The following is an 18,773-nucleotide window of genomic DNA, read 5'->3' as shown; positions in this document are numbered from 1 at the left end:
GACTAAGAAATCATTTGTCCGCTCACAACAAATAGTTCTTTTTCTCTACCATTTCGTAGAATTTTGAACTGCAATTTTTGACCAACACCACCATTTTCAACTTTCCTCTGTAACTGTTCAGCACTAATTATTGATTGATTGTCAATTTCTAAAATTACATCTCCTCTGCGCATCCCTGCTTTTTCTGCCGCAGTACCAGACAAAACTTTCGTTACTAAAACTCCTTTTACTTCTGGCAAAATTAAAACAGAATTAGGATCGCTATTATTTTGTTTGGCAATTTCTGGAGTTAAAGTAATCATCTGAATACCAACAGAAGGATAGGGTCGTTTTTCTCCACGAGCTAGTATATATTTGATTTCTTTTAAATCTGTAACTTCATCTGTTCCTTTTACCTCTCCAATAAACTGTCTACCATCATTCAAACTCACAGTAACTTTGTCAACTTTATCTACTACATTAGCAGAAGAAATCATTTGTCCGCTCACAACAAATAGTTCTTTTTCTCTACCATTTCGTAGAATTTTGAACTGCAATTTTTGACCAACACCACCATTTTCAACTTTCCTCTGTAACTGTTCAGCACTAATTATTGATTGATTGTCAATTTCTAAAATTACATCTCCTCTGCGCATCCCTGCTTTTTCTGCCGCAGTACCAGACAAAACTTTCGTTACTAAAACTCCTTTTACTTCTGGCAAAATTAAAACAGAATTAGGATCGCTATTATTTTGTTTGGCAATTTCTGGAGTTAAAGTAATCATCTGAATACCAACAAAAGGATGAGGTACTTGTTGTCCACGAGCTAATATATCTTTAATTTCTTTAGCTTTATTGATAGGAATAGCAAAACCAATACCCATAGCATCAGCTCTAATTGCAGTATTAATCCCAATTACTTCACCCCTATCATTCAACAAAGGACCCCCAGAATTTCCAGGATTAATCGCGGCATCAGTTTGAATAAAGTCTAATCTTTTATCAGGAATTCCTACTGCTGAACTAGGACGTTTTAAGGTACTAATAATTCCTAAAGTAACAGTATTATTAAATCCCAAAGGATTTCCTACTGCTATTGCCCAATCTCCTACCTGTACTAAATCGGAATTACCTAAAGCTGCTACTGGTAAATTTTCACCTTTTGTATCAACTTCAACTACAGCTAAATCTGTGACTTCATCTGTTCCTTTTACCTCCCCAGTAAACTGTCTCCCATCATTTAAGCTCACAGTAACTTTATCAGCTTTATCTACTACATGAGCATTAGTTAAAATGATTCCTTTAGAGTCAATAATGAAACCAGAACCTTGACCTTTTAATAACTCTTTTGAAGATGGTGGCATTGGTAACTCTCCACCAAAGAAACGGTCAAAAAGAGGGTCTTCAAAAAGTGGATTAGTGGGACGGGTAATTAGTCGCTCTGTGTCAATTCTCACTACGGCTAAACCTACTTTATTGACTGCCTCTGTCACAAAACTATTACTACTTCTAGTATTTAGATTTTCTGGTGCAGTTTGTAATGCTAATAACTGAGGATTTGATAATCCTTGGAATAGTCTTGAAGCTGCCATTGCTTGTGGGGTAGGTAGACAAGTAACTATTAAAGTAAAAACAACAAAAATGGCCAATAATTGAGAAATGATTTTGGTAGTTATTTGAGAAAATTTGCGCAATCTCATAGCATTAAAGTTTCATTGACTAACTTGAGTGGGATTGGTGTTATAATACTCCTAATCCTAACTATATTATACTCAAAATCATGGTTGTATCTCAGCAACAACAAAAAGAACAGCTACCTCATAATCAAGCCAAGACAGAGTCAAATTCGGAACATAACCATCACTCTTCTGCTCATCCTCATGTTCATAGTGAAGAATCCTTACAACGTCTCGTGAATAGATTATCAAGAATTGAAGGGCACGTTAGAGGAATTAAAACTATGATCAAAGATAGTCGTCCTTGTCCTGATGTATTAGTACAAATAGCTGCAGTTCGTGGTGCTTTAGACCGAGTAGCTCGTATGGTTTTAGATAACCATTTATCTGATTGTATTGCCCGGGCAACTCAAGATGGAGATATTGATGTTGAAGTTGAAGCTTTAAAGTCAGCTTTAGACAGATTTTTACCTTAATTAATGAGTCTTTTGAGGATGAATTATAACCTCTAGCACCTAAAAATAAATCAATATTTTTACTAGACCATTAAGTTAGAAGTAAGCTGCAAAATCAGCAGGCAGTCATTTCAGTTATCAGTTAGTTTCCTACGGAGGAGATATGCTAACGGTAACTCCTGCAATAAGGAGGCTTAACATTAGGAATATTCTCTTTTTTCATCCCCTTAAAAGGGGAGGCGCATACCCACAAATTTTCGGTAATAATATTTCATCAAAAAATTTGACATTTCAACAAAGCAAGAAAAAAATTTTATTACTAAACAACTACCAAAAAACTTATGTTAAAAAATATAGCTTTGTGGTTACTTTGGATTGGGTTTAGCACTTACGCATTTCTGCTAGCACCTCCTGATCAACCAGATACTTTAGAATTAATCCAAAAATTGTCAACAGGTCAATGGGAAAATATCAATCCGTTAATTGTATCTCTATTCAATATTATGGGAATATGGCCGTTGATTTACAGTTGTTTAATGTTCTTTGATGGCAGAGGACAAAAAACACCAGCATGGTTATTCTCGACATTATCATTTGGATTCGGAGCATTTGCTATTTTACCCTATTTAGGATGGCGTCAACCTAATCCAAATTTTTCAGGAAAAAAGAACTTATTTTTAAATATTTTAGATTCTCGAATTTTAGGAATTGCTTTAACAGTAGGTACAATTTTATTACTAATATACGGTTTAAAAAATGGTGACTGGGAAGATTTTATTCAACAGTGGCAAAGTAGTAGATTTATTCATGTAATGAGTTTAGATTTTTGTCTGTTGTGTCTATTATTTCCCACTTTATTAGGAGATGATATGAGCAGGCGAGGAATGAAAAAATCTCCGTTGTATTGGATAGCATTAGTTCCACTTTTAGGTCCATTAATTTATTTATCTGTACGTTCGCCTCTATTAACAGCAGATACATCTACAATATCGAATAAACAAGAAGCTACATTCAACAATTAATAATTAATTATTAATTATTAATTATATTGTTGAACACTCCCACACTCTAACTTTGTTCGCATTCCCGTTTTGTAATATCATGTCTATACCGAAACATGTCCTCTAGTCGAGAATCTACCCACCAACCTAAAACAGATTCCGCTAACCAATCTCCAGGCAAAGAAAATGCGATCGCATCAGTTAACCTAGTCTTACCATCTTCTTCACTAAATTGATGACGATGAGTCCAACTATCCATTGGCCCTTCTTTTTGTTCATCAGTAAACAGACGATATTTTTCATATTCCGTATGTAGGGCCACCCACCTCACAGGAATTGGACCGAGCCAAATTTGAAATTCTGATATAGCCCCTACTTCTAGTCCACCTTGACGACGAATGACTTGTACCGGTTGCCAAGGTGGGGTAAGTATTTGCAGAATATCGGAACGTTCGTGAAATTCCCAAACAACTTCAACTGGTGCATCGATTAAGGTTGAATACCGAAAGTGCAACATTTTAAGTCCTCAAAACTGATCACAATTATTATTTTCTAAATTATTTTTATTTCAAACTTTAACTCAATCTTGAAAATTTCGTTATATTTTACCATAAAGTTGCAGTTCTACTTGGCTTTTTGGTAGTTAGTGCTCTAGTCTGAGACTGGAAGTAAAACCTAAGGTCAAAAACTAATAAAAAATACTTAGCTTGCTGATTAAATCTAAAAGCATTGATATATAAAGATATTAGCCAAGGGATGTATAAAAAAGTGCAAGGTTTTTGCTCCCTTAAGCTGAAAATGTGGGGATTTTGAGTAGACAACGGCAGAAAAATTGAGGGACAATTGTTCCGAATACATCCTCTGTAATTCTTCATTCCTCCTGAATTCTGACTCCTACCCCCACCCATCAGACTTATTCAGTAAACCCTACTTAATCTGACACAACCTCTCTAAACTTAGAGGGGTTTTTTATTTCAATAAACTTTACTTTTTCGCAATTAGTCTATTACTTAAGCATAAATTGTTTCTTTTTACACAAGCATTTTTTCGTACTAACTTAAATTTAATTTTGTTGATTTTTAATCATGTATAAAGACTAATTCAATTTATGAATTTATGGGGAATTTTTGTATAAACAAATATTGTACAGTTCACGAAATAACATACTTACTAAGGTAGAAACTGGAGTGAAATTGAACACTACCAGTAAAAACTTAGAGATATTACATATTTGAAATTGAAATATAATTATATATTTTTGACAAAATTATATTATGATATGAAGATTTGGTAAAGCAAATTCAAAATAATTGCTACTTTTATGAAGATTTAGTAAAGATATGCACTATCGTATAGCTATAAAAATCTTATTAATTTATGATGTTATTCAAGTTGATTGATTGAACTTTAAAGTGAACAATATTCATGGGAGCAAAGAAAATATATCAAAAAAAGACTAATATAAATAGCTGATTGATTATGAAGTTGAACGTAATTACTTATTTGACTCTTGGTTAATAAGTAGTAAAGCGAAAATTTTAGATAAACCCTAATAAATTACAAATGACTATGATTTTATCTCAATCTATGGCTCATAAAATCCATACTTTCCCAGTCTCATCAAAATTACGGATGTCAAGTGTAACACAATCAAAGGTTACTACTGCTGCCTCTTGTTATGAGCTGACTGACTTAGGTACATTTAGAGGCTATGTAAGTGTAGCCAAAGATATTAACGACTCTGCTCAAATAGTTGGTTATTCAATTAACGATATAGGGCAAAAACAAGCCTTTGTATGGGACCCTGACGAAGGTATGCAAGATATTGGTACTATTGGTAATAATTCTAGCTGTCCCTATAGTATTAATGACTATGGTCAAGTAGTTGGTTATTCTGTATATGATTGTGGTCAACGAAAAGCTTTTATTTGGGATGAGACAAAAGGCATACATTACCTTGATACCAAAAGTAATAATTTGAGTGAGGCTTATAGTATTAATAATTATGGTCAAGTAGTAGGTTTTTCTGTCACCAATAATGGTCAAAGAAAAGCTTTTATTTGGGATGAGACAAAAGGCATACAAAATCTTAGTATTTGTGATGATATTGAAAGTAGTGCCTATGCAATTAACTATTCTGGTCAAGTAGTAGGCTATTCTGTTTCTTCGGATTTAATTGTAAAAGCTTTTGTATGGAATAGTGACAAAGATATTCAAGAATTACCAGGTTTTTTAGGCTCAGATATTAATAGGTCTGGCCAGGTGATTGGTTTTTATTCTATGCCTCAACACAATAACCGAGCTTTTTTGTGGAATGGCAGTGAGGAATTTCAAGACCTTGGTACTATTTCTCATAATGTCAACTTACAATTTTTTGACAGTGAAGCTAATAGTATTAACGATTCTGGTCTAATAGTTGGTTCTTCTGACAAGCTAATAAATACAGAGCAAGAACCATGGACTAAAAGAGCTTTTATTTGGGATAGTCTTAATAAGATGCAAGACCTAAATGATTTGATCGATCCTTCCTCTGGTTGGGTTCTTAAGGAAGCACGATCTATTAATAATCATGGGCAAATTGTTGGATGGGGAATTAAAGATCAAAGTAGTTGTGCTTTTCTGTTAACACCTATTTCCTAAAAGAGACAATACATAATACAATTAAATATTTATAGGTACTGATTTTCCTAGATAATTCATACTTAAACTTTAATACATATCGCTTTGCTTCTAGAAATAGAGGCAAAGCTACAAATTTAACAATTAATTATTAATTATTAATTATTAATTATTAATTATTCTTTTCAAGAAGAGGATTGACTAATCATGAAAATTTTTTCTCTGTTGGTCGATGGGATATGGCGAGGAGACCCGTTCTTGCAGACCCGCTCCGAAGATCGCCATCCTTCGACCGCTTGTTTCTCCTTTAAATGAGAGGCTTTAAACCTTAATTATTCGGTAATTGCTTATTTAGACTAGGACAAAATACAGAGATAGCTTTAATTGAGTAATTCCGAACAAAAAGTAATTTCATTAGAATTATTTTTAGCTAGAGCGTCGATTCATCTCACACCAAATTTTCAATTATGGTGTGAGATGAATCGACGGTTGCTAAATGTTTTTTTAAAGTTGTTATTGGTAGAGGTCCTTGAATGTGATTCCAAGGCAAAATTTGCTCTAACTTCCAATCATCAAAAACATAAAAATCTAACTCTGGTAACTCCCCACGCAGCTCCTTAAAAGCTCTCTTATAACTGCCCAAAGAATCCCCATAATTCCTTACCAATTCTAATAAATTAGATAACCTTCTATCTCCCCTAGAAATTAATCCCTGTATCACCGACCATTTATAACTTTCTGGGCGAAAATCTATCCCTTTTGAGCGTAGTTGTTTCTCCAAAAACTTCAGCCTTTTTTCTGATTGAGAGTTGACTCCAAACCATTGAAAAGGTGTGTGAGATTTCGGTACAAAAGTGCTACATCCCAAACTTAATCTTAAACCAGGAGCAGCTTTTTTCAAAGCAAACATCATTTCTATAGTAGCATCCAAATCTTCTACTTCTTCTCCTGGTAAACCCACCATTCCATAAAATTTAATAGCTTTTAAACCACCAGCTTTAGCATTAACAGCAGCTTCAATAATTTCCTCATTTTCCAACTTTTTATTTATAATTTTTCGCAGGCGATCGCTCCCACTTTCTACAGCAATAGTAATTGATTTTGTATCTCTATTACTTAAAATTTTTGCTAATTTTTCCGTCACCGTATTTGTTCTAACCGATGCAATACTCAAACGCACATCATCATATTTTGGCTGATTCAAATAATCCAATAAACTATCAAATTCAGGATGTTGAGTTACGGAAGCTCCCAATAAACCCAAACGTTTTGTGACAGTTAATCCCTTTTCAATGGCAGGAATTAGAGACCCTTCTAAATTAGCACTTCTAAATGGCAAAGTCAGATAACTTGCCAAACAAAAACGACACATTTCCGGGCAACTTCTCACCACTTCTACCATAAAAATATTTTCCCAAGCTGCCTTTTCAGTCACCACAGTAGAAGCAGATAAAGTATTACCCCGATAGGTTTGTTTTTGCACTACAGCAGGAATATCTTTATCTATAGGTTCAATAGATTTAATAGCACCATCAACACTTTCATAAGTTACTTCATAAAGACTAGGAATATAAACCCCAGGTACTTGTGCTAAATGTTTTAATTGTACTTGTTTTTCAGCCCCCCTAATTTCTTTATAAGCTTCAATAAAATCTCCTAATAAATTTTCCCCATCTCCCAATAAAATTACATCAAAAAAATCAGCAAAAGGTTCAGGGTTTGCCGTTAAAACAGGTCCACCACCAAATACTATTGGATAATTTTTTGCTGAACGATTTTTAGCTCTAATAGGAATTTCTAAAGATTCCATAATCTGGAAAATATTGACATAATCAAGTTCCCAAGAAACAGAAAAACCAAATAATTCTGTTTGCTGTGGAAGAGGTTCATTAATATCAGTAAATAAACGACTAACTTGTAGGTCGGAACGCATTGCCAAAGTTGCCCAAACAATCTGATAACCAAGGCTAGTTATTCCTACAGTATATTCATTAGGAAAAGCAAAAATAATTGGTATGGCATTAGGTTCAGGTATTGCTGGAGTGAAGAGTAAACTTTCAGTATTAAATATATTAGTATTAGTAGACATATTTTAGATTATAAATAAGTAGGTAAGCGTTAAAAAATACCGTTATGGGTAAGGAGAAAGCAGAAGGAAAAAGGTTATTGATTTATATATTTTTGTGGGCACAACTCTGATATACCTGTGAAACAAGCAATATCTGCTAAAGGGAGTGTTTCCAAAAATAGCAGATCGAGTATTGTAAAGTTTAAACATACATAAATATATAGCCATCCTAGATATATATAGAAATTAGCTATAGGGCTACGCAAATACGCTCTTAACATTATTCTTTTCCCTGTTCCCTTACAACCCAAGTTTACTGTCAAACACCAAAAGAAGTAGTGTTATATATATCAAGAGAAGTCACTTTCAGTATTTAGATAACTAACATTTGTTCAAAACCTATTTAGGAAAACTATAAACAAATATAGTTATTTTAGTTAATCAATAGACATGACACTTGCAGACTATGAGTATAGTATAATTTGGTAAATCGTATTGTTTTGTCAGTTTTGTACAAAATTTTGGCCACAGTATCGGCACTTATAATTCTGCTTGCTGTTATGAATTTTGTCATTTTTGACGGTATGAAAACAAGCATATTTCGGGCAAGACAGAAGTCCGGTCAACATTATCGTAAAATATTATAATATTCCTGATCTTCTTAAATAAGTAATAGAACAGAAATATTTACACATTAATATCTAGACTGGATCAAAGTTTTAGGTTTAATTTTGTGTAATTAATATTGTATTACTACTTATCTATATCTAAAAAATTTTGAGAGTAATTAACTTAGAATTATGTATTTTACTAATGCAATAGATATTAGCTGTTTTGGTTTACGCCGTAGTGGTAATTATGCGGTTATAAATTGGATTATTAGGCAAAATAATGGAAGTTTTGTTCACTTGAATGATGTCAAACTTTATAGCAACAAAGACCCCTATCAAAGCTTTTAAAAATCTACAATTGCTGGGATAAACCCACTTTTTTATCATCAAGGAAACTTCAAATGTAAAAGATATTTAAAGTATTTGATGAATAGTAAAATTGAATATTTATATGGTGGAAATTGTGTAGATATAAATAGATGAAAACTTATAAAATATAGAGTGAAAATATCTAGTAATTCAGAACTATAAGCATTATGAAATTACTAATATCATGCCATGTTTTGAGGAAATACGAGAATAATTTCTTGGCAAAAGTCAACGTAGATTTAATATATTAAATCAAATCCGTTTAATTCGGTATAAAAAAATCTTCCATCTTCAACCATTACCAAATATTTCTCGATCTCCCCATCTCCCATACTCCCCATCTCCCATACTCTCTAACTCCCCATCTCCCCATCTCCCCATATCCCCATCTAATTACACCGATGCTACCGGATTTGATATTAATTATCAGAGACCCATATAACACCTTCGCCAGTTTAATTAAAAAAAAAGAGAAAAGACTTAGTAAAAATCCAGACGCTATAATCAACAAATGGATAGAGCACGCAAGAGAATATTTAGGATTATCTAATTATCTTCAAAATCAGATTAATATAAGCTACAACGAATGGTTTATAAATAAGGCTTATAGACAAAAAATTACTGAAGCTTTAGAATTAGTGTTTACTGATGCTGGAATTAATACAGCGGTTTTCATTTGGGTAGACCACAGTAAGGACGTTCCATGGAACGTCCCTACAGGATTTTGCTTGTGAAGATGTGGTTCATCAATTTGAAAAGCGCTGTAAGGTTTCTAACGTGGGAAAGGGTAGTTCATTTGACAAAATTAATTATAATGGTAAAGCAACTCAAATGAATGTTTTGTCTGGTTATAAAGCTTTTTTAGACCACCCAGTGATATTAAAGATACTTGCCAACAAAGAATTAAATTAACTTTCTCAAGAAATATTTGGCTTAGTTGTCTAGTGTAATGTACAACACTAATACCAGTCAATAATTGCTAAAGTTTCCTAAACAATCTGATAACCAAGACTAATTATTCCTACAGTATATTTATTAGGAAAAGCAAAAATAATTGGTATGGCATTAGATTCAGGTATTGGTGGAGTGAAGAGTAAGGATTCAGTATTAAATATGTTATATCATGTCCGGATAATTAGTGATGAAAAAAACATAAAAAGCGTCGGAAGGAAGTACGCAGCGCCCGTTTTAACGGCTGGCAGAATAACGACACGCGGGTTTTAACCCGGAGTAAAATTCTGCTATACTAGAAATAGCAAGTAAGAACAAGGTTTGTCGCTATGACAAGACCGCGCTTTGCGGTGAAATTCCGGTGGACAGGAGACGGGGAATTGATTTCCTACGACGGCTGAATGCGAGCGCATTCCGCAGGAAAAGCAAGCAGGCAGCTAGGACAGCGAGAAGATTGCTCCAACATATTGAGTAAAACCACTCGTGAAAGCTATAAAAAAAGTAAGCCCACAGCTAAATTTTTGATTTACGCCGAGGAGTTTAGAAGTCTGTTGACAGGCTTGAAGCAAATGTGGATTTATCCCAAATGGGGGTGGATTTCCCACAGAATCCAGGGTGTTTCAACCCCTGGAGATGTCAATTCCTCATTCTTCCTTCTTCTTTCTTCCCTCCTGATTCCTGACTCCTCCGTCGTTTATTTATAAGCATTGAACTGGACATGATATTAGTGGGAATTACACAAAATAGAAGTAGAAAATAGGCTCAAATATAGACAGGAAAAGGCTTTTACCTCAAAAAGTACATAAATCATTAATTACCAAGGGTTCTAGGCATTTTTAGGGTATTGACCTAATTTCCTTATCTAGACTGACTCTTAGTCATTTTTCAACCATAAAATGTTTAAATCCCATTATGTAGATATATTCAGTTATAAGTAATCATAGAATATAGCATTTCTCAAGAAATGTAAGATACATTTAAACTGATATATTTTATGTTACCTGTTACCTAAAAACTCCAATTTTTTATCTCAATTGAAGCGAAAATTACTATATTGAGTTATTTATACTTTAGTTTAAACCACAAAATCGGAGAAGCTAAAGTCAGTGTAGCAACATTAGTAAAAATAACTGGTGTATCTTTAACCAGAATGCCATAAATTATCCAGATCAATACACCAGAACAAAAAATAGCAAACATTTCTAGGGAAATATCTTTTGTGGATCGAGTGCGCCAAGTTTTGATAACTTGAGGTAAAAATGAAATAGTTGTTAAACTGCCTGCTAGTAGTCCTAGAGCTGTTACTAAATTCATAATAGATGCTGATAACTTTAATACTTTTGCTTGAAACTTATCGTTTTTTTTGTTAACTACAAGACTTATTTAACACTGCTATATATAGCGTATAATTTTCCGATTATTTTGGTATTGTAACTATAATCATTGCCGTTACCTAAGTCCTGAATTAATATAGTATTAATCACTTAAATTCAACTAAATTTATCTTGATATCTTCAACATAAATATCTCATATTTGAAATTTGTGGTATCGATCGATATATAGCCTTCGTTCAATTTATCTGATTTTTTAATCCTGAAAACATCGTCAATTTGTTCAATATTATACTAACGAAAAAAGTTATTCATAATGAGACAATTTAACTCAAAGTTCAACTACTTTTAAAAAAACTTAGTAAATGCCGAAATTTCAAGAGTAACTGGTGCTTATCCAAAATTGCTTTAAAATTACATCAATTTCTAATAATCTCAGCTTCCGCAATAGCTTCCCCATTGAGAAAAGCAACCAAATAATCATTATTATTCAGAGGCCCAACATTAGCTGGAGTCCCAGTTAAAATAATATCCCCCGAACGTAGTGGTATTTGCTGACTAATGAAACAGAGCAGGTCTTGAATGGAAAATAACATTTGTTTGGTAGACCCTTTTTGACGAACTTCACCGTTTACTTCAAGTTTGATTTCAAGTTCTTCTAATTCTGTGAAACGATCCACCTTCCTAAACTTTGACAATGGACAAGCATTTATAAAACTTTTGGCTAGATCCCAAGGATACTTTTTAGCCCTCAACTCATTTTGCTTATCGCGAAGAGTCAAATCTAGAGCAATACCAACATAAGTAACTGCTTCTAAGACCTGGTTTATATCCCCCTGATACAAATCAGTACCAAGTTGGATAGCAATCTCTGTTTCATAATCGCATCGTCCTAAATTAAGAGGTAAAAATATCTTTCCTTCAAATGGTACAACACAGGCAGGGGATTTTGTGAAAATTATCGGTTCTTTGGGAACTGGGTTGTTTAGCTCTTTTGCATGATCGCCATAATTACGACCTACACAATAAATTGAACTTATTGTCTTTGGTATAGTAAAAGAATTCATTGTTGAAAATTAGGATATGCAAGGTAATCATATCATGGAGGAGTAACAATGAAACACCAATCTATGCTCTTGCCCAAGTTGCCTACTTTATTTAAATAGGGCTTGCTGATTAATTATCAAAGTATTGACTGATATTGGTTTTAGCGTTTTTGGGTTGAAAAAAGTACCAGCTTTTTGGTGGCAAGAGCTGCAAAAAGCTAGTATTTTGGAATGACTATGGCAGAAAAATTGTCCCTCAATTTTTCCGACTACCTCCTCTATAATTCCCATTTCTCCTGTCTCCTGTCTCCTGTCTCCTGTCTCCTACCCTCACCCATAAGACTTTTTCAGCAAGCCCTAAATATTAGCCGCCCTCTTTTAAAGATGTCTATTCCTGCAAACACAAATTCGATCGCCAGAAAAATGCACTCATTCCCTGAATTATCCTTGATCTTGAAGCATTGAACTTCGGTGATTTTTATCAAAATAATATGGGTCGCGCAACCCCGCCGGGAAATGGCGAAATATTTTTGGAGAATTGCTCAAATCCCCTACTTCTCCTCCCCTCCTGGGAGGGGTTAGGGGTGGGTTAACTTCTGTACGTCGCCAATCCGACGGCTCCCCTATCTGACTTGTGACTTCTGACGCGCGTTAATGCGATCGCATGAATTAAACGGACAGGGTGCATTTTGGCTTCAATGCTACTCACAGGTGGTATCTTAATTTTGTGGCAGGAAATTACTTAACCTTTTCACAGAGGAAGAAGCACCAGCCTAACTTGCGGGCGGGGATCGCCTTTACTGCTCTGCCGGTGTGAGATTTTCATCAGGTTCGACAGTAAACTCAGGTTGTTTTAGACAAATCTCTAGTTGAGTCATCAATTCAGGAATATTCACACCCTCTAGACCAACCACAATCGATGTAGTATCCAAACAGTTAGCCAGTTCAGAAAATCCACTATCAATAATCCACTGATACTCACTCAGAAATTTAGGATGAGCTTGACTACGACAGGCTGGCCAATTTTCGATAGCTTCAGTTTGATTTCCCAAAGCCAGATTCGCCTTGATCAAAAAACACGAGGCCATACCACTCCCCAACTGCTTATCCGGGAATTGCTCATTAAATTGAACAGCGGCTTGCAATTCTTCACGAGCCTCTTCATAGCGTTCTTGTTGGAGCAAAGCCCAACCTAAATTCGTCCGAAACTGATATCGCATATCAACGGACTCCTCTTCTGCAACCTGGTTCAATTTTCGGCGAATGAAAGCCCGTTGTACCCCTAGTCTCAGTATGGCTTCCGCGCGTTTCGGATTTTTAGCGATCATCACACGACCCATAGAATTAAATGCCTCCGGCAAACCTGCTGGGATGACTTTGATATACTCTGCCATCGCATTAGAAGTCTCATTTAAAGATTCATAAACCTTCCCCAAAGCAATATTAATTTCGGGATTATCCGGCTGTATTTGACTAGCCTGAGTCAACCTTATTAACGCTTTCGGCAATTCCCCCCGTTCATAGTTCTGAGTCCCTAAATAGAGTAAATATTTGGGGAGCACATTATAGATACCGGTGGAAATTAACAGCAGGGTAATTGCCATACTCAAAGTTGCCTCAGCACGGAATTCCGGTGGAATATTCAATTTTTCTAGCAGTTTCTCAACCTGAGCTTGGCCTGCTGAAGTCAGGGTTCCCCCGGCAACTAGGGCAAGACCCGTTCCTTGTAGCAAGGTCATGAAAGTTTCTGGCCATTGGACAGCACCCCCGGCTGACATGGCATTGGTGATATTAATCATAAGGCTCCCGACCATCGTCAGAGAGGTTATCGTTAGCGTATTCCATAACCAATCCAGTCGATCCCAAACACTCACAACAGGGGTTGGGCAACAATACCACCACCAAGCCGTTTCCGGGGGGTTCAAAACTTCTCGCCAGTTTTTCAGGTTCAGAGTTGTCCCAATCAAATCGTTGTGTACTTTTAAGCGTTGATCGAGCTCTACTAACTCAGCCAAGGGGGACTCGGTTCCCTCAACCCGTTTTCGCAAGAGATTCTCCACAGCATCACGGGCTAGTAATACTTCATAAACCCTAGTCTCGGTTACTTCAGTTTCAGAGGAGTCAAGCCGGTCTAACTTAGTCGCGTATTGCCCAATAGCTATTTCTAAATGGGATGTTGATTCTGAAGTAGTTGTGATATCTGATTTATTCATATTGACGTATATCTGATCGGTTGACATCCTCCCCGGCCTTTATGCACGGAGATTCTTACCGGGCCGTAGATCCTCGGCTGGGAGATATTTGATTTTTCTATACCTCTAAAAAAAATAATCCAACTCTTTTGAGAGTGGGATTATTCAGCAAAATATCAGACAAAGTAAATAGTAAAATTTTACTATTAACCAATTCAAACTTTAAATCTTTCTTATAAAGAAGAACCTACACCAACATAGGCACCATAAAAGAAAAGACCCACAACTACAAGTACGCCAGTTCCGGCAACAGTAGCAACCAACCATAAAGGAATTCTACCTGGTTCGGACATCATAATATTTCACCTCATTATTTCAAAACTACTTCGTACTAAAAAATTTTTACCTACAAGGTAATTGCTCAACAATATACTTGTTAACTTTCTACTCTATCTTACTAACAATAGGTCACCCCAATAGGGTGACTTAATATTAGTAATTTCTCTGTTTTATTTCTCAAATTAGTTAAAGAAATAACTCGAAAACAGAATACCAAGAACAAACACTAATAATAGACCAAGGTAGAGTGAAGTACGATTTAACTCTACTGGTTGTTTATTAGAATTTTCACTGCGGTCTAAAGGCATAATATACTCCTATCTTTGAATAAACTGCATAGCTGCGATGGCACCTAAAAAGAAAACTGTAGGCACGCCAAGGGTATGAACTGCTAACCATCTAACTGTAAAAATTGGATAGCTAACTGGTTGATTTGGATTTCCGCTTGTCATAATAAAAATCTCCTAAATTTTCAATTATTCACCAATAAATTCATCAATTTGTTTTTTAGCTTCAAAACGGTCTGATACAACTGGTAATTCTTGCCTTTGCTCAGTATAATACTCGTTAGGTCTAGGTGTACCAAAAACGTCGTAAGCCAAACCTGTACTTACAAATAGCCAACCTGCAACAAACAGTGCTGGAATAGTGATACTGTGTATTACCCAGTAACGAATACTTGTAATGATATCTCCAAACGGACGCTCACCTGTACTGCCACCAGCCATCTAATTTTATCCTCCAAATTTATTTCTAACCATCATCTCAATATGATAGTTTTAAAACCTTTCTAAACACCTCATCCCATCACTAATTAATGGTTTGAGTTTTTTGTCTTTGTTAACAACTAAAGATAGACTAACTTTTTGCCTTCTTTAATATCTGTTATTTTTATCTCTTAGTTAGACGGGATCAATTTTAACATATCCAGTCTAAATTTTCAGCAACTCAAACAACATCAAGAAATCGCACTTTCCCTTCTGAAGTAATACTACCCAATTAAAATTATCAGGAAGAATTTTTTTCTGATCTCTTGGTCAGCATTCCCTTGCGTCTGACGCCGACGCGGGGTCTGACCGCATATTGTATTGAGCTTCAAGCAGTTTCTGAAACTGCTGAACCATTGTATTTCAACACAGTTCCTCTTTGACCAAGAATAAAACCTTTATCTTGGTTAATAAAAACAATTTTGTAGAAATTTTCTGGAACATTCTCTACATCACGGTCTTTTTCCCAAGTCTGACCGCCATCAACACTGCGAAGTAAATTACCACTACCACCAGAAATCCAAATTTCATCAGGAGTTCGATAAGCCAAATCTAATAAACCCCAACTTGTGGCATATTCTGGAGCAATAGCTTCTCCCCACTCTTCAGGATTTTCTGGATCGCTAAACCGCAGTTGACCTCCTCGTGCTAATAGCCATAAACGACCATCATCAGTGAACCCCATATTTTCCAAACGGCGAGAGTCTTGACGATTATGAGGAGTCCAAGCTCTTTGGCCTGGTTCCCAACTAGAGTAAAAATTACCCTTTGCCGAAACAGCAATATAGTTACCATCAGGAGAACGGGAAATATTTCTCACTACTCCCACAGCATCCTCTACTTGAGCGCGCCAATGTTGGCCACCATCTTCTGTGCGATAGATAGCTCCCACATCAGTAGTCATCTCAGCAGAATTAGGCCCAAGAGCAATAATAGTATTAGGAGCACCTGGCAATTTAGAACTTAGAGGAATCTGATTCCAAGACTCTCCTTCATCATCCGTGTGTAGAAGTAAAGAAGGCTGCCCTAAAATCCACCCTTCTTTACCATTAAAACTCACTGAAGTCAAGCGAACTCTTTCTTCTATATCAATACTTTTAGGTTGCCAAGTTTTACCACCATCAGTAGTTTCTAAGAGAGTAGCATTACCACCAACAATCCAACCATGGTCAAGATTGCCTGTAAATCCGATATCAAATAACTTAGCCTCAGTTGGTAGTTGAACTACTTCCCAGGGATTGTAACTCATTCCTGGTAAAAAGGAATTTTTGCAGCCACTACAAAGTATAACTGCTGCTAATATTATGAAAATTTGTTTCCAGAACTTTACTATTGAATGCATCACATTAAATCATTAATTAGCCTTAAGGCCATCTTATCGTAAACCATATAAGCTCAAGAAAAACAAAAATCCTGCGGCTAAAGCGCCAAAAATTAGGATATTTTTCTGGCTTGGTGTGAGTGTATTAACACCAAAACCATATCCAAGGTTTTCTTTGAATCCGGAAGGACCTTCAGCTGGTCCAACATTCACAAATTGAACCTTAGTTGCTGTACAAACAGGACAGCGCCAACCAGAGGGTAAATCTGAAAAAGCAGTTCCGGGCGGAATATTACCATTAGAACTTCCCTTCTTCGGTTCATATATATATCCACAGGCTCGACATTCATACCGATCCTGTTCCTCTGTGGCCTCAGTTAGTTGCTCGCTCATAGTTCCAAAAGATTGAATAGCAATTATGAGAACATCTTTAATTATTATTACAGAATTGGTGTAATTCGAGGAGATGAGTATTGACAAATGATTAATACCCAACTTGAATGTATATAATTTTGGCTTTTTTATTTTGACTTTTGACTTAAGAATTAGATTTTTAGTAGAATAACTCAAATGAGCGAGGAGGTAGGAGTAAGAATTTTCACAAAGTAAGAGGGAAAAAGGAAGAATGAAGAAGGAAGAAGAACCCACATTTAAAAACCTATCCCTTATAAGGAATTCCTGAAAAGCTTGTGGGGAGTGTGGGGAGTGTGGGGGACAACAATCTTGTCTACAATTCTCAAAAAAATGTATTTTTAAATACACTTTTTAAAAAATACATAACTTACATATTTTGTCAAGTTTTATGTTAAGAAAGATTTTTATAAAGCATAAGTTTAAAAACGTGGGATTAAAAACAAGGACGCAGTATTCCTCGCACTACGTGTCTTGAAATACATATTTGTTTTAAGTGAGCTTTATACCCATAACTAAAGTTTTTAACTATAAAATACTTTTTTCCTTCTTCCTTCTTTGTAAGAATTTTCTACTGAAACAGGCGCACTGCAATTCGACCCTCAAAGTTCTCAAACCTTATATATACAACAGTTTCCGAAGCTATGAGGTACAGTTTTTTTTATTCTTTTCTGTTCCCTGTTCCCAGATCCGGTGTTCCCTCAAACCTAAAATTTTGTACCTCATAACAACGGGAAACGCTGTATCAATACTTTTATCATTAATCAGCAAACCCTATCCATAGCTTAAAGGTTGCAAAAGGACTTATCTAATATCAATTCGATCAAGTAATGCCAGAATAGTAAAGGTGAAAAATTAAGAATAAACAAGAATTAAGAGCAAATAAAAAATAATAAATAAATGTAGTTAAAATGATATACCTCTATATATAAAACAGAATTAGATAATATTTTTTTCAAGAACTTATCTAGTTCGTTTTTGCTACATTATTTTTGATAATTGAAATTAAATCCTATTATTTAGTGAGAGATAAATTTTGACCAATTAAGAAAAACAACCAAAGGGAGAAAATTTAATCAATCAGTATTTATGCTTAAGAAAGTGTTAATGCTAGTCAAAGATTGCAGAGGTTGCCTTCCATAACTTCCTTCCTTCCTTGAGACAGATATCACAAAAAAAAATTGTAATGGTAAGGCGAGCAATCCTTCAGAGCATTGATAGAATAGCAAAAAAACAAAAAATAAATAAGTTTTAAATCCTTTGACCGAAAAATTGGGTTTAAAGCCTCGCCCTTGTAGGGCGACTTTTTATTTGATTTGCAAGTGAATTGGATATATGCTAAACTGTTATTAGTTGCCGGGGGGCACTCGGAAACTCTAAACGGACGTGGAGGGAAGCATCAGACTACCGCCAAGGAAGCAGCACCCTGTGAAGCGTCAACCCGCCGAAGAGCTACGGCTCAGTAGGAATCCCCGCGCCTTTAGGCCGGGGAGGATGTCAATAACTACCTGGCATTGACTACTCCCCGAACTCAAGTCACGGGGATTCTGAGTAGATACTACGCAACAGGATAAATCGGTGTTGCTCCGTCTATTCTTAGCTGACCAAAGATACACTCTCTGGGGGCAAGTCAAAG

The 18,773-nt window shown here is 35.4% G+C and carries 19 protein-coding genes and 1 pseudogene; 7 read left to right on the top strand and 13 right to left on the bottom strand.

What is annotated here, in order from left to right; translation table 11 throughout:
• Nucleotides 1–2 precede the first annotated feature (2 nt).
• Together F6K23_RS41675 and F6K23_RS09820 are read right to left on the bottom strand one after the other, a co-directional pair.
• Nucleotides 3–302: a PDZ domain-containing protein gene (locus F6K23_RS41675; RefSeq protein ID WP_367267671.1), complete on the bottom strand. Its 300-nt coding sequence runs from the start codon at nucleotides 300–302 to the stop codon at nucleotides 3–5.
• Nucleotides 303–473: 171 nt separating this feature from the next.
• Nucleotides 474–1,679: pseudogene (locus F6K23_RS09820) on the bottom strand (HhoA/HhoB/HtrA family serine endopeptidase); the annotation flags it as partial.
• Nucleotides 1,680–1,759: 80 nt separating this feature from the next.
• On the opposite strand from F6K23_RS09820, the gene F6K23_RS09815 reads away from it, so the two are divergent.
• Both F6K23_RS09815 and F6K23_RS09810 read left to right on the top strand, forming a co-directional pair.
• Nucleotides 1,760–2,131 (top strand): metal-sensitive transcriptional regulator, encoded by a 372-nt coding sequence (locus F6K23_RS09815; protein ID WP_124147470.1) that lies wholly within the window; start codon nucleotides 1,760–1,762, stop codon nucleotides 2,129–2,131.
• Between the two features lie 320 nt (nucleotides 2,132–2,451).
• The gene (locus F6K23_RS09810; RefSeq protein ID WP_293154039.1) at nucleotides 2,452–3,132 is read left to right on the top strand and encodes a DUF2834 domain-containing protein; all 681 of its coding nucleotides are present in this window, start codon (nucleotides 2,452–2,454) and stop codon (nucleotides 3,130–3,132) included.
• A 46-nt stretch (nucleotides 3,133–3,178) separates the two neighbouring features.
• Here F6K23_RS09810 and F6K23_RS09805 read toward each other — a convergent pair whose 3' ends face one another.
• Nucleotides 3,179–3,628: an SRPBCC family protein gene (locus tag F6K23_RS09805; RefSeq protein ID WP_293154036.1), complete on the bottom strand. Its 450-nt coding sequence runs from the start codon at nucleotides 3,626–3,628 to the stop codon at nucleotides 3,179–3,181.
• Nucleotides 3,629–4,743: 1,115 nt separating this feature from the next.
• Between F6K23_RS09805 and F6K23_RS09800 the strand changes: the two genes are divergently transcribed.
• Entirely contained in the window at nucleotides 4,744–5,751 is a 1,008-nt protein-coding gene (locus tag F6K23_RS09800; RefSeq protein ID WP_293154033.1) for a DUF3466 family protein, read from the top strand.
• A 427-nt stretch (nucleotides 5,752–6,178) separates the two neighbouring features.
• On the opposite strand, the gene F6K23_RS09795 is transcribed toward F6K23_RS09800, so the two are convergent.
• Nucleotides 6,179–7,819, bottom strand: a complete 1,641-nt coding sequence (locus F6K23_RS09795) for a radical SAM protein (protein WP_293154030.1) — start codon at nucleotides 7,817–7,819, stop codon at nucleotides 6,179–6,181.
• Nucleotides 7,820–8,598: 779 nt separating this feature from the next.
• Here F6K23_RS09795 and F6K23_RS09790 point away from each other — a divergent pair.
• The 3 genes from F6K23_RS09790 to F6K23_RS09780 all read left to right on the top strand — a co-directional run bounded on the left by F6K23_RS09790 (nucleotide 8,599) and on the right by F6K23_RS09780 (nucleotide 9,690).
• A complete protein-coding gene (locus F6K23_RS09790) occupies nucleotides 8,599–8,757 on the top strand; it encodes a hypothetical protein (protein WP_293154027.1) in 159 nt (52 codons plus the stop codon).
• Nucleotides 8,758–9,179: 422 nt separating this feature from the next.
• Nucleotides 9,180–9,512 carry a hypothetical protein gene (locus tag F6K23_RS09785; RefSeq protein ID WP_293154024.1) on the top strand — a complete coding sequence of 111 codons (333 nt, stop codon included), beginning with the start codon at nucleotides 9,180–9,182 and terminating at the stop codon, nucleotides 9,510–9,512.
• A gap of 4 nt (nucleotides 9,513–9,516) precedes the next feature.
• A complete protein-coding gene (locus tag F6K23_RS09780) occupies nucleotides 9,517–9,690 on the top strand; it encodes a hypothetical protein (RefSeq protein ID WP_293154021.1) in 174 nt (57 codons plus the stop codon).
• A 1,098-nt stretch (nucleotides 9,691–10,788) separates the two neighbouring features.
• Here F6K23_RS09780 and F6K23_RS09775 read toward each other — a convergent pair.
• From F6K23_RS09775 to F6K23_RS09735, 9 genes are all read right to left on the bottom strand, one after another.
• Nucleotides 10,789–11,043 (bottom strand): SemiSWEET transporter, encoded by a 255-nt coding sequence (locus tag F6K23_RS09775; RefSeq protein ID WP_293154018.1) that lies wholly within the window; start codon nucleotides 11,041–11,043, stop codon nucleotides 10,789–10,791.
• A gap of 437 nt (nucleotides 11,044–11,480) precedes the next feature.
• On the bottom strand, nucleotides 11,481–12,128 hold the full coding sequence (locus tag F6K23_RS09770; protein ID WP_293153977.1) for a fumarylacetoacetate hydrolase family protein: 648 nt from the start codon (nucleotides 12,126–12,128) through the stop codon (nucleotides 11,481–11,483).
• A gap of 776 nt (nucleotides 12,129–12,904) precedes the next feature.
• A complete protein-coding gene (locus F6K23_RS09765) occupies nucleotides 12,905–14,320 on the bottom strand; it encodes a tetratricopeptide repeat protein (RefSeq protein ID WP_293153974.1) in 1,416 nt (471 codons plus the stop codon).
• 212 nt (nucleotides 14,321–14,532) lie between these two features.
• A complete protein-coding gene (locus tag F6K23_RS09760) occupies nucleotides 14,533–14,655 on the bottom strand; it encodes a photosystem II reaction center protein J (RefSeq protein ID WP_124147169.1) in 123 nt (40 codons plus the stop codon).
• A gap of 165 nt (nucleotides 14,656–14,820) precedes the next feature.
• Nucleotides 14,821–14,946: a photosystem II reaction center protein L gene (locus F6K23_RS09755; protein ID WP_293056814.1), complete on the bottom strand. Its 126-nt coding sequence runs from the start codon at nucleotides 14,944–14,946 to the stop codon at nucleotides 14,821–14,823.
• 9 nt (nucleotides 14,947–14,955) lie between these two features.
• Complete coding sequence (psbF, locus tag F6K23_RS09750; RefSeq protein ID WP_094677274.1) at nucleotides 14,956–15,090, bottom strand: cytochrome b559 subunit beta; 135 nt, start codon at nucleotides 15,088–15,090, stop codon at nucleotides 14,956–14,958.
• A gap of 24 nt (nucleotides 15,091–15,114) precedes the next feature.
• Entirely contained in the window at nucleotides 15,115–15,366 is a 252-nt protein-coding gene (psbE, locus tag F6K23_RS09745) for a cytochrome b559 subunit alpha (RefSeq protein ID WP_287524506.1), read from the bottom strand.
• A gap of 367 nt (nucleotides 15,367–15,733) precedes the next feature.
• Nucleotides 15,734–16,747 (bottom strand): photosynthesis system II assembly factor Ycf48, encoded by a 1,014-nt coding sequence (locus F6K23_RS09740; RefSeq protein ID WP_293153965.1) that lies wholly within the window; start codon nucleotides 16,745–16,747, stop codon nucleotides 15,734–15,736.
• Between the two features lie 33 nt (nucleotides 16,748–16,780).
• On the bottom strand, nucleotides 16,781–17,119 hold the full coding sequence (locus tag F6K23_RS09735; protein WP_293153962.1) for a rubredoxin: 339 nt from the start codon (nucleotides 17,117–17,119) through the stop codon (nucleotides 16,781–16,783).
• Between the two features lie 1,340 nt (nucleotides 17,120–18,459).
• Between F6K23_RS09735 and F6K23_RS09730 the strand changes: the two genes are divergently transcribed.
• Entirely contained in the window at nucleotides 18,460–18,603 is a 144-nt protein-coding gene (locus F6K23_RS09730) for a hypothetical protein (RefSeq protein ID WP_293088335.1), read from the top strand.
• Nucleotides 18,604–18,773: the final 170 nt, after the last annotated feature.

The organism is Okeania sp. SIO2C9 (genome assembly GCF_010672455.1).
Taxonomy (GTDB): Bacteria; Cyanobacteriota; Cyanobacteriia; order Cyanobacteriales; family Microcoleaceae; genus Okeania.
The sequence above is the reverse complement of the archived record's forward strand: the minus strand, read 5'-3'. Positions and strand labels throughout refer to the sequence as shown.